At 71.3% G+C, this 11,753-nt stretch carries 9 protein-coding genes; all 9 read left to right on the plus strand.

Annotation, left to right across the window (positions count from 1 at the left end):
• Positions 1 to 33 precede the first annotated feature (33 nt).
• Positions 34 to 921 carry an FAD binding domain-containing protein gene (locus ACYVKF_RS01985; protein ID WP_056916712.1) on the plus strand — a complete coding sequence of 296 codons (888 nt, stop codon included), beginning with the start codon at positions 34 to 36 and terminating at the stop codon, positions 919 to 921.
• Complete coding sequence (locus ACYVKF_RS01990; RefSeq protein ID WP_056916711.1) at positions 918 to 1,415, plus strand: (2Fe-2S)-binding protein; 498 nt, start codon at positions 918 to 920, stop codon at positions 1,413 to 1,415. The genes ACYVKF_RS01985 and ACYVKF_RS01990 overlap by 4 nt, the downstream gene beginning before the upstream one ends.
• Positions 1,412 to 3,880 (plus strand): aerobic carbon-monoxide dehydrogenase large subunit, encoded by a 2,469-nt coding sequence (gene cutA, locus ACYVKF_RS01995; RefSeq protein ID WP_460964470.1) that lies wholly within the window; start codon positions 1,412 to 1,414, stop codon positions 3,878 to 3,880. Before ACYVKF_RS01990 ends, cutA begins: the two co-directional genes overlap by 4 nt.
• Positions 3,880 to 4,539: an SRPBCC family protein gene (locus ACYVKF_RS02000; protein ID WP_460964472.1), complete on the plus strand. Its 660-nt coding sequence runs from the start codon at positions 3,880 to 3,882 to the stop codon at positions 4,537 to 4,539. The genes cutA and ACYVKF_RS02000 overlap by 1 nt, the downstream gene beginning before the upstream one ends.
• Positions 4,539 to 5,435, plus strand: a complete 897-nt coding sequence (locus tag ACYVKF_RS02005) for a carbon-nitrogen hydrolase family protein (protein WP_460964474.1) — start codon at positions 4,539 to 4,541, stop codon at positions 5,433 to 5,435. Before ACYVKF_RS02000 ends, ACYVKF_RS02005 begins: the two co-directional genes overlap by 1 nt.
• Before the next feature lie 168 nt (positions 5,436 to 5,603).
• Positions 5,604 to 6,038, plus strand: a complete 435-nt coding sequence (locus ACYVKF_RS02010) for a VOC family protein (RefSeq protein ID WP_460964476.1) — start codon at positions 5,604 to 5,606, stop codon at positions 6,036 to 6,038.
• A gap of 91 nt (positions 6,039 to 6,129) precedes the next feature.
• The gene (locus tag ACYVKF_RS02015; RefSeq protein WP_460964478.1) at positions 6,130 to 7,584 is read left to right on the plus strand and encodes a serine hydrolase domain-containing protein; all 1,455 of its coding nucleotides are present in this window, start codon (positions 6,130 to 6,132) and stop codon (positions 7,582 to 7,584) included.
• Positions 7,585 to 7,644: 60 nt separating this feature from the next.
• Positions 7,645 to 9,747, plus strand: a complete 2,103-nt coding sequence (locus tag ACYVKF_RS02020) for a hydantoinase/oxoprolinase family protein (protein WP_460964480.1) — start codon at positions 7,645 to 7,647, stop codon at positions 9,745 to 9,747.
• Positions 9,744 to 11,681 carry a hydantoinase B/oxoprolinase family protein gene (locus ACYVKF_RS02025; protein ID WP_460964482.1) on the plus strand — a complete coding sequence of 646 codons (1,938 nt, stop codon included), beginning with the start codon at positions 9,744 to 9,746 and terminating at the stop codon, positions 11,679 to 11,681. The genes ACYVKF_RS02020 and ACYVKF_RS02025 overlap by 4 nt, the downstream gene beginning before the upstream one ends.
• Positions 11,682 to 11,753 lie beyond the last annotated feature (72 nt).

Raw genomic sequence — 11,753 nt, forward strand, 5'->3', positions numbered from 1 at the left:
CCCACCCGCCCACCGAACAGGCAGGATCAGTCCGTGAAGCCCGCTCCGTTCGTGCACCACGCACCTCGCACCGTCGAGGAGGCCGTCGCGGTGCTCGGGCGGGTGGGCCACGACGGGAAGGTCCTCGCCGGTGGGCAGAGCCTGATCCCGATCCTCAACATGCGGCTGGCCTCCCCGGCCCACCTCGTCGACATCAACCGCGTGACCGGCCTCGACGCCGTCACCGTCACCGACGAGGTGGTCCGGGTCGGGGCCCTGGTGCGGCACGCAGGACTCGAGGCCCACGAGGGCGCGTATGCCGCGTCGCCGCTGCTGCGCCGCGCCCTGCGGCACGTGGCCCACCCGGCCATCCGCAACCGCGGGACCACGGTGGGGTCCATCGCCCACGCGGACGCTGCAGGCGAGATGCCGGCCATCCTCGCGCTGACCGGTGGCGTGGTCGAGGCCGTCGGGCCTGCCGGGGCGCGCGAGATCCCTTGGCACGACTTCTTCCTCGGCGCCCTCGAGACGTCCCTGGAACCCGACGAGCTGGCAGTGGCTGTGCGCTTCCCGAGACTGCCTGCTGCCACCGGGACGGCGTTCGCCGAACGCGCCCGTCGGCACGGCGACTACGCCATCGCCGGAGCGGCCGCCTCGGTCGCCGTGGCGGACGGGGTGGTCACGTCGGCGAGGCTGTCGTTCGTGTCCGTCACCGAGGTTCCCGGCGTGGTCGACGTGACAGAGGCCGTCCAGGGCCAGTCCCCCGAGGGGATCGACTGGTCCCTGTGCGACGACCTGATCCGCGACCACCTCTCACCGGAGGCCGACATCCACGCCACGGCGGAGTACCGCACCATGCTCGCCACCCGACTCGCCCACCTCACCCTGGCCGAGGCCGCCAGCGACTCGATCGCTTCCAGCGCAGGAGGATCCGCCGCATGAGCGAGCCCGTCCCCGAGGAGCTGCTCGACGTCACCGTCACGGTCAACGACGTCCCGCGTCACGCCCGGGTGCCGGCCCGACGGTTGCTGTCCGACTTCCTGCGGCACGACCTCGGCCTCACCGGCACCCACGTCGGGTGCGAGCACGGGGTCTGTGGCGCCTGCACCGTCCTGGTCGACGGCGCCCCGGTGCGCGCGTGCCTGATGTTCGCGGTGAGCGCCCAGGCCCATGCGGTCACCACCATCGAGGGCCTCGGCACCATCGACGCCATGGGCCCGGTGCAGCAGGCGTTCACCGAGTGCCACGGCCTGCAGTGCGGCTTCTGCACGCCCGGCTTCGTCACGACGATCACGGCCTACCTCGAGGAGAACCCCGACCCGACGCAGGACGAGGCCCGCGAGGCGATCTCGGGGAACCTGTGCCGCTGCACCGGCTACCAGAACATCGTCAAGTCCGTCCTGCGCGCTGCCGAGATCAAGGCGGCCGGTTCGTGACCACCCAGATGTTCGGCGCCCCCATCAGGCGGCGCGAGGACCCACGCCTGGTGACCGGCGGGGGCAAGTTCCTCGACGACCTCGGCCGCGGCGCCCTCGCTGCCGCCTTCGTCCGCAGCCCGCACGCCCACGCGAAGGTCGTCGACATCGACGTCACCGAAGCGCTCGACGTCGACGGCCTCGTCGCGATCTACACCCACGAGGACCTCCCCGGCAGGGTCGGCGAACCCCTGCCCCTGCTCATCCCCCACCCCACCCTGACGCACGGCCGCACGCAGCACGCCCTCGCCAAGGACGAGGTCAACCACGTCGGCGAGCCCGTCGTCATGGTGGTGGCCCGGGACCGCTACCTCGCCGAGGACGCCTGCGCCCGCATCAGGGTCGACTACGAGACCCTCCCCCCGGTCGTCGGCATCGAGGCCGCCCGCACCGCCGACCTGCTCGTCCACGACGACGTCCCCGGCAACATCGCGGCCCACATGCTCCAGGAGGTCGGTGACGTCGAGGCCGCCATCGCCGGCGCGCCGCACGTGCTCGAGCTGGACCTCGCCATCGAGCGCAGCGCCTGCATGCCCATGGAGGGCAAGGGGGTCTACGCCCGCTGGGACGCCGACCGCGACGAGCTGCGCATCTACTCCTCCACCCAGACCTCCACCGGGGTGCGCGCAGCCGTCGCCGCCAAGCTCGGTATGCCGCTCGCCAAGGTCGAGTGCATCGCCCCCGACGTGGGTGGTGGGTTCGGGGTCAAGATCAACCACCCGTGGCCCGAGGAGGTCCTCGTCCCCTGGGTCGCGAAGACCCTCGGGGTCGAGGTGAAGTGGGTCGAGGACCGCCGCGAGCACTTCATCTCCTCGGCGCACGAACGAGGCCAGCTCCAGCAGGTGCGGGTCGGCTTCGACGACGACGGCCGGCTCCTCGGACTGGACGTGAAGTTCTGGCACGACAACGGGGCGTACACGCCATACGGGATCATCGTCCCGATCATCACCTCCACCCAGCTGCTCGGCCCCTACAAGCCGGGGACTTACCGCTGCGAGTTCTGGTCGCTCTACACGAACACCGTCCTCGTCACGCCGTACCGCGGCGCGGGCCGGCCGCAGGGGTGCTTCGCCATGGAGCGCACCATGGACGCGATCGCCGACGAGCTCGGGCTGGACCGGGCCGAGGTGCGGTCGCGCAACTTCATCCAGCCGAGCGAGATGCCGTTCGACCATGGCCTGCTGTTCCAGGACGGCCGTCCGCTGAAGTACGACTCCGGCGACTTCCCCGCGTCGCTGGACAAGCTCAAGGCGCTCGTCGGGTGGGACGACTTCGCCGAGTACCGCGAGCGGGCGCAGGTCGAGGGCCGCAAGGTGGGCCTCGGGATCGGTTGCTACGTCGAGGGAACCGGCGTCGGCCCCTACGAGGGCGGTCACATCCAGATCGAGACCAGCGGCCGGGTCAACGTGTCCACCGGACTCACGTCGCAGGGCCAGGGACACGAGACGGCGTTCGCGCAGGTGGTGGCGCAGGAGCTCGGGGTGCCGATCGAGGACGTGTTCGTCACGACGGGTGACACGCGCCGGATGCCCTACGCCGTCGGCACTTTCGCGTCCCGGGCGGCGGTGATGAGCGGCAACGCGATCGCCCTCGCTGCCCGCAACGTGCGGGCGAAGGCGCTGCGGATCGCGGCCGACGCGCTCGAGGTGTCGGCCGACGACCTCGAGATCGTCGACGGCATCATCCGCGTCAAGGGCGCGCCCGACACCGCGATGTCGCTCGGCACGGTGTCGGTGATGAGCAACCCGCTGCGCTACGCCTTCGACGAGGCGGCGAAGGCGGCGACCCAGTTCGCCGGCAGCAACGACCCCGACAAGCCTCCCGTGGCGGACGACGACGAACCCGGCCTGGAGGGTCGCGACTTCTACTCCCCGACGCAGGCGACGTTCGCCAACGGCATGCACGCGGCGATCGTCGAGACCGACCCGGTCACCGCCGAGATTCGCATCCTGCGCTACTGCGTCATCCACGACTGCGGCACGATGATCAACCCGATGATCGTCGAGGGACAGGTCCACGGCGGTGTCGCCCAGGGCGTGGGCGGCGCGCTCTACGAACGGATGGTCTACGACGAGTCGGGGCAGCTGCTCAACGCGTCGTTCATGGACTTCCTCATGCCGTACGCCTCCGAGATCCCCCACATCGAGACCGACCACCTCGAGACGCCGTCGCCGCTGAACCCGTTGGGGATCAAGGGTGCCGGCGAGGCCGGCTGCATCCCGGTCAGCGCCGTGATCGCGTCGGCCGTCTCCGACGCCGAGGGCTTCGCGATCACCTCGATGCCGATCTCACCGGTCGAGCTCTGGGAGCTGCGCCAGCGCCACGCGGCCGGCGAGATCCCCTCCCTGCGCGACCGCGCGCCATACCCCTCCGGTGGCTCCGCGCAGCCCGACGACCTGACCGGCCCCACGACGAGGAAGTCCTGATGAAGATCTCCGGCACGGCCGCCCTGACCTCCAGCCCGCAGCAGGTGTGGGACGCCTTCCACGACCCGGCCGTCCTGGCCAGGTGCCTCCCCGGGTGCGAGTCGCTGACCCAGGTCGGCGAGGACGAGTACGCCATGACCGTCACGGCAGGGGTCGCGGCGATCAAGGGCACGTACGACGGTCGCGTCGCGCTCAAGGACCCGCAGCCTCCGGGCCAGTTCACGATGAAGGCGACCGGTGCCGGCGGACCGGGCACGGTCGACGCCGACGTGGTCGTGCGGCTCGTCGCGGCAGCCGGAGGAGGCACCGACCTCTCGTACGACGCGGACGCGGCCGTGGGCGGTGTGATCGGCGGGGTGGGTCAGCGGATGCTCGCCGGTGTGACCCGCAAGATGGCCGGCCAGTTCTTCGCCGCCGTCGACGCCGACATCGCCGGGGTCCGCCCCGAGCCCATCGAGTCCCCCGTGCTCACCCGCGCGCCCGGCGCACCGGCCGGTTCGCCGGTCTACGCGGGCGTCGCTGCGACCCCCGCCGCCTCCCTGGGACGGCCCGGCTCGTCGGTGGCCGGCAACCGCGACTGGGCGTATGGCGTGCTCGCGGGTGGGGCGGTGGCCCTCGCCGGGGTTATCGTCGGGTGGAACCTAGGGAGGCGACACTGATGCGCGCATTCACCGCCGCGGCCGTCCAGATCGCACCGGTCGCCGGGCCGCTGTCGCCGGAGGTCGTCCGCAAGAACCTCGACAAGTGCGTCGACTTCACCCGCCGCTGCGTCGACGCCACCGGTGCCGAGCTCGTCGTGCTGCCCGAGACGGCGACGACCGGGTTCACGCCCGACTGCTCGACCGAGGAGCTGTGGGACCTGGTCTCCGAGGTCCCTGGACCCGTGACCGAACCCGTGCAGCAGGTCGCCCGCGACCTCGGCGTGCACGTCTGCCTGGGCACCTACGAACGCGGCACCGAGCGCGGGACCGTCTACAACGCCTCGGTGCTCATCGACCCGAGTGGCGACGTGGTCGGCGTCTACCGCAAGACCCACCCGTTCTGCACCGAGCACGTCGACGGCGGCGGCTGGGTCACGCCCGGCGACACGGTCACGGTCGTCGACTCCCCGCTCGGGAAGATCGGCATGATCGTCTGCTTCGACGGCGACTACCCGGAGCTCTCGCGGATCCAGGCCGTCCAGGGCGCCGAGGTCATCCTGCGTCCCTCCGCCCTGCTCCGGTCCGCCGACATCTGGGAGCTCACGTCGCGGGCCCGGGCCTACGACAACCACGTCTTCGTCGTCGGGGCCAACGCCACCGGCGTCGACGCGGCCGGCGTCCTCTACTTCGGCAACTCCCACATCGTCACGCCCGTCGGCCACATCGTCGCCAAGGCCGCCTCCCACGAGGGCTGGGTCTCGGCCCTGCTCGACCCGTCGACGGCGCTCGGGTCGTTGACGCCGGGCTCGAACATCGGCCAGGGGTTCGACCACCTGCGCGACCGCAACCTCGACCTCATCCGCAACCACCGCGACGACCTCGAACGCCCCGCGCAGTCCTCGTTCCCCCACTGACGGCGAGCGTCCGCCCGGCACTCCACCCCCGCCCCGACCCCGCCCGCCACCCCGCCCTCCACCCCGACTTTGGGTGCCCAGACGGTCGGAATTCCGCCCCTCTGGGCACCCAAAGCGCGGGGGGCGAGATCCTTTCGCCTGCCGCTGACTCGCGGCAGACTGCCCGGCATGGACTGGACCCTGGAAGTCGTCATCCTGCCCGTGAGTGACCTGGACTCGGCGGTGGAGTTCTACCGCGACAAGGTCGGCTTCGACCTCGACCACCGCACCACGAACGAGCACATGGACGTCGCCCAGCTGACGCCTCGCGGGTCTGGCTGCTCGATCGTCGTCGGCACCCTTCCCTCCCAGCAGGAGATGGCGGCGGGCTCGATGCGCGGCCTGCAGCTCGTCGTCGCGGATGCGGACGCCGCGCGCGAGGAGCTCGTCAGCCGTGGTGTCGAGTGCAGCGAGGTGACGGTGTTCGACGAGCGTGACGGCGGGACGTTCTTCGGGTTCGCCGACCCGGACGGCAACACCTGGGCGGTGCAACAGCTCAAGGTCCGCGGAGAGAAGCCGTTGATCCCGCTCGACCACCGGGGCCGGTTCGGCGCCGACGCCTGACCCACCTCTCGCTTTGGGTGCCCCGACGGTCGGAAATCCGTCCGCCTGGGCACCCAAAGCGCAGGGGGCGTCCGCGGGTTAGCCTCGACGAGTGCCCCTGCCGACCAGCTCGCCCTCTGCCCAGCACGTCGACGCCCGCGGCGTCCTCGCCCTCGTCGACGCCCTCGAGGCCGGTGGGCACGACCCGCACAGCCTCCTCATCGCCAGGCACGGCCACGTCATCGCCCGCGGCTGGTGGGCGCCCTACGCCGCCGAGCGCAACCAGCTCGTCTACTCCCTGAGCAAGTCGTTCACGGCCGCCACCGTCGGGTTGCTCGTCGACGCGGGTCGGGTCTCCTTGGACGACAAGGTGTTCGACCTCATCCCGGCCTCCGAGATCCCGGCCGGTGCGGAGGTCCACGAACGCTTCGCGCGCCTCACCCTCGGCCACTGCCTGACCATGGCGACGGGCCACGAGGTCGATGCCTGGACCCCTGCCGTCCTGCGGGCCGCCCACACCCCCGCCGGGGACGGCACGGACCCGGTCCTCGGCGCCATCCTCGCTGCGCCCCCGGAGCAGGAGCCCGGCACGGTGTGGGCCTACAACCAGGTCGCGACCTATCTCGCCGGTGCCGTGGTCCGGGCCGTCACCGGGGAAGGGCTGCTCGAGTTCGCGCGGCCGCGCCTGCTAAACCCGCTGGGCGCCTGCGGCGTCCGCTGGCACCGCACCGCCACAGGTCGCGAGCTCGCCTTCTCCGGAATCCACGTCGGCACCGAGGCGATCCTCGCCCTGGCCCAGACCCACCTCGACCACGGTGCCTGGCTGGGCGAGCCGCTGCTCTCCCCCGAGTGGGTCGCGCGGGCCACCGCGCCGACCGGCCTGCCGAACACGGAGGCCGACCCCAACCCCGACTGGGCCCAGGGCTACGGCTGCTCCTTCTGGATCGCCCGCCACGGCTACCGCGGCGACGGCGCCTACGGCCAGTACGCGATCGTCCTGCCCGAGCAGGACATCGCCATCGCCATCACCTCCGAGGCCGTCGACATGCAGGCCGTCCTCGACGTCGTCTGGGAGCACCTGCTGCCGGCCGTCGACCGCCGAGGCGACGCCGCTGCCGACGCCGAGCTCGTCGAGCGGCTCGAGGGCCTGCGCGTCCCCACCCTCGCGTCGACGGGCGCCGGTCCGGAGGAGGCGTCCTGGACCAGGTCCCCCGACAGCACCCTCCCCGAGGCGTATGCCGCGGTGAGCCTCACGCGCGCCGGCGCGGCATACGAGCTGGTCCTGGAGCACGACGGCACCAAGGTGCCGTTGGCGGTGGGCGACGGTGAGTGGGTCGAGTCGTTGCTTGCGGTCCAGGGGGCCGAGCTGCCGGTCATGGGCGCCGGCGGGTGGCAGGAGGACGGGACGTTCGCCGCCGACCTGCGGCTCATCGAGACCCCCCACTCGGTGCAGGTCCGCACGCGCCCCGACGGCACCGTGGTGCTGGGCTGGCGCGAGGTGCCGCTGCACGGACCGGACCCGGTTCACACCGCCGTGCGCGGTCCCGCCCTGCCTGCACAGTCCTGAGCACGGTGGTTGGCAACTTGTGCCAACGCATCGACTCCCACGGCTCGGTTGAATCGTCCCGTGACGACACAGCCCACTCGACGCATCCGGATCGGCATCGACACGGGCGGCACGTTCACCGACGTCGTGGCCTTCGACGAGGACTCCGGCGAGCTCGTCACCACCAAGACACCGTCGACCCCGGCGAACCCCGCTGACGGGTTCATCACCGGCGTCCACAAGGTGCTCGGCCTCATGGAGGCGAGCGGGAGCGACATCACCGCGGTCTGCCACGGCACGACCGTCGCGACCAACCAGCTGCTCGAGGGCAAGGTCGAGTCGCTGGGGTTCATCACGACCGAGGGCTACGAGTTCATCCTGGAGATCGCCCGGCAGGCCGTCCCCGACGGCTACGGCAACTCCTACTTCTGGGTGAAGCCCCCACGCATCGTCCCGGTCGACCTCGTCCGGACGGTTGGCGGTCGGATCGACTTCGAGGGCAACGAGATCCGCCCCTTCGATGAGGAGTCTGCGGTCGCGGCTGCCCGTTGGTTCAGGGACCGCGGAATCACGACCATCGGCGTCTGCCTGCTGCACTCGTACGCCGACGACAGCCACGAGCTGGCCGTCCGTGAGGTGCTGCGCCGCGAGCACCCCGACGCGGTCGTCTCCATCTCGAGCGAGGTGCTGCGCGAGTACCGCGAGTACGAGCGCTCCATGACCACGCTCGTCGACGCGGCGGTGAAGCCGAAGGTGTCGCGCTACGTCGCCAACATCCACTCCAGGCTCGACCAGATCGCGCCCGGCGTGGCCTTCTCCATCATGAAGTCCAACGGCGGCGTGCTGTCGGCCGACGAGGTCGTCAACCAGCCGATCACGACGGTGCTCTCGGGACCGGCTGCAGGCGCGCTCGGCGCCGGGCTCATCGCCCAGCGGGCCGGGTTCCCGAAGGTGCTGACCTGCGACGGCGGTGGCACGTCCACCGACGTGAGCGTCGTCCTCGACGGCGAGCCCACCCTCACGACCGAGGGCACGATCGGCGCGTACCCCAGCAAGATCCCCATGATCGACGTCGTCACCGTCGGTGCCGGCGGCGGCTCCATCGCCTGGGTCACCCCGGAGGGAACGCTCAAGGTGGGGCCCCAGTCGGCCGGCGCCGACCCGGGGCCTCTCTGCTATGCCAAGGGGGGCACCGAGCCGACGATCACGGACGCCCACGTCGTCCTGGGCCGGATCCCCCCGCACCTGCTCGGGGGCGAGATCGCACTGGACGTCGACGCCGCCCGCCGGGGGATCGACGAGCTGGCCGGACGCCTGGGGCTGGACCCGGTGCGGTGCGCCACCGGCATCCTGGAGATCTCCGCGTGGAACCAGGCCAACGCGCTGCGCCAGGTGTCGGTCAAGCGCGGTCTGGACGTGCGCGACTTCATGCTGACGACGTTCGGGGGTTCGGGCTCGCTGCTGGCCTGCCGCCTCGTCGACATCCTCGACCTCGCAGGGGTCGTCGTCCCGCAGAATCCCGGCAACGTCTCGGCGTTCGGCCTGCTCACCGTCGACGTGAAGAACGACTACGTGCAGACCGCTGTAGCCCGGCACGACGCCCTCGACCACGCAGCGGTCCAGAAGACGTTCGACTCGCTCACCGACCGGGCCGCGAACGCCCTTGACGGAGAAGGCTTCCCGCGTTCGGCGCACCGGTACACCCGCACCGTGGACCTGCGCTACTTCGGCCAGGCGTTCGAGGTCCGCGTGACCGCACCGGACGGCACCGTCGACGCCGCGTATGCCGCCGCAGTCGCCGACCGCTTCCACACCGAGCACCGCGCGTTGTACGGCTACGACTTCCGCGACGACCCGACCCAGCAGGTCGAGTGGGTGAACCTGCGCGTGACGGGCGTCGGCCCGATCACCCGACCGCAGCTGCGCGACCTCCCCACCCGCTCAGCTGAGGATGACGCGGCCGCGCAACGCCTGCAACGACCGGTCTGCTTCGACGCGGACGAAGGCCATGTCGTCACCCCGGTCATCTGGCGACCGGACCTGCGGGCCGGCGACACGTTCGACGGACCCGCGATCGTCGAGGAGTTCGGCTCCACGGTCCCGGTCCACCCCGGCTTCACCGTCCGTGTCGACGCGATCGGCAACCTCGTGATCACCCGTGCCACCACCGGAGGCGACCGATGAACCCTGCTGGCCTGCCCACGGCATACGAGCACGGTGGGCGGCTCACCCCGCTCGGAAGCACCGTCGACCCCATCCTGGTCGAGATCGTCCAGGGCACCCTGGCCAGCGTCGAGATGGAGGTGGAGACCTCGATCGCGCGCACCAGCCGTTCCCCCATGATCCGCGACGCGCACGACTTCCGGGCCGGCATCCACGACCGGCAGCTGCGCAAGCTCACGGGTCGGTCGTACTCCGCGCTGGTGCACCCGATCGTGCGCGACTTCCCGTTGGACGAGATGGCCGAGGGTGATGTCTTCTTCCACAACGACGTCTACGAGTCCGAGGGGGGCATCGGCCACCTGCCGGACCTCTGCGTGACGGTGCCGGTGTTCGCTGACGGCGAGGTCGTGGCATTCGTCCAGGCGTTCGGCCACCACGACGACATCGGTGGCGCGGTCCCTGGCTCGATGCCGAGCAACGCGACGAGCGTGCACGAGGAGGGGCTTGCGGTTCCGCCGATCAAGCTGTGGGACAAGGGAGTCCCGAACAAGGCAGCCCTGCGGATCATGACCCGCAACTCGCGGATGCCCGACTCCCTCGCGGCCGACCTCGACGCCGAGTGCTCGGCCTGCCTCATGGGCGCGCGACGTCTCGGCGAGCTGTTCGCGCGGTACGGGCGGGCCGACGTGGAGGCGGCGTTCGACGCCATCCTCGACGCGACGACGGAGACGTACCGTCGCGAGATCCTGTCGAAGATCCCCGACGGCACCTACGTCTGGGAGGACTACGCCGAGCACGACGGCGTCGACGAGCCCCGGCTGCACACCCAGCGGATCACGCTGACCAAGGTGAGCGATGCGCCCGCCGACCCCGAGAACGGTCGCCCTGCCGGCCCGCGCCTCATCATCGACTTCACCGGCACCGCACCCCAGGCCAAGGGACCGATCAACCACTGCGGCGACTACGTCGGCGGCAACTTCCTGAAGAAGTGGCTCGCTCCGATCCTGCGCAACCTCGCCGACACCCCGGAGCGGATGGCCGAGCTCGACGTGAACGAGGGCGTGGTGCCGCTGATCGAGATGCGCTTCCCCGACAAGGGCACGTTGCTGACACCCATCTTCCCGGCCCCCACCAACGCCCGGACGTTCGTCATCCTGCGGCTGCTCGGGGTGCTGGCCGGTGTGGTCGCCAAGGCCGTGGACGGCAAGATGCCCGCCGACCAGGAGACGATCCGCTACACCGGCGTCTACGGCAAGGACCGTGACGGCAACGACTACCTCATGCGCGAGGTCCTCGGTGGCGGCTCGGGTGGGCGCTACTACGGCGACGGCGAGGACACGATCCACGTCGTCCCCGACTCGCGCAACCTCCCGACCGAGTTCACCGAGAGCCGGTTCCCCTTCATCGTCGAGCGGCTCGGCCTCGCCGTCGACTCCGGCGGCGCCGGGCGCTACCGCGGCGGCCTCGGGTACGAGAAGCAGATCCGGCTGCTCAAGGACGCCCACTTCATGTCCATCGCCGACCGCTCGATCCTCGCCTGCTGGGGGGTCAAGGGCGGCAAGGCCGGTATGTCGTTCAACGTCACTGTCGACCTCGGCGGCCCCGACGAGCGCGAGGTCGACGCGCTGGCCGATGCCGAGCCGATCAGGGCAGGGCAGGTGGTCCGCATCCGCACCACCGGCGGCGGTGGCTGGGGCGACCCGCTGGAGCGCCCCTACGAGGACGTCGAGCGCGACCTTCGGTGGGGGAAGGTCTCGTTCGAGGGCGCGCGTCGTGACTACGGCGTGGTCGCGACGGGTTCGAAGGACGAGCCGGTGGTCGACGCGGCCTCGTCCGACGCGCTGCGCGCGGAGCTGAGGGCGGCCCGCCCCGAGGCGGAGGCGTTCTTCGACCGGGGTCCGGGGTACGCGCGGCTGGCCGACGGCCGGACCACCGCTGAGGTCGACTGGCTCTGAGTCCCACCCCGGACGGAGGGCCGTGACCCGCTCGGCGGAGTTGGCCGAGTCCCTTGCGACATCGAGGCATCG

Source organism: Pedococcus soli (genome assembly GCF_054782575.1).

Bases quoted from the DNA above. Each gene is read 5' to 3' on its own strand.
- ACYVKF_RS01990 (WP_056916711.1), top strand. From the start codon at position 918: ATGAGCGAGCCCGTCCCCGAGGAGCTGCTCGACGTCACCGTCACGGTC.
- ACYVKF_RS02000 (WP_460964472.1), top strand. From the start codon at position 3,880: ATGAAGATCTCCGGCACGGCCGCCCTGACCTCCAGCCCGCAGCAGGTG.
- ACYVKF_RS02005 (WP_460964474.1), top strand. From the start codon at position 4,539: ATGCGCGCATTCACCGCCGCGGCCGTCCAGATCGCACCGGTCGCCGGG.
- ACYVKF_RS02010 (WP_460964476.1), top strand. From the start codon at position 5,604: ATGGACTGGACCCTGGAAGTCGTCATCCTGCCCGTGAGTGACCTGGAC.
- ACYVKF_RS02025 (WP_460964482.1), top strand. From the start codon at position 9,744: ATGAACCCTGCTGGCCTGCCCACGGCATACGAGCACGGTGGGCGGCTC.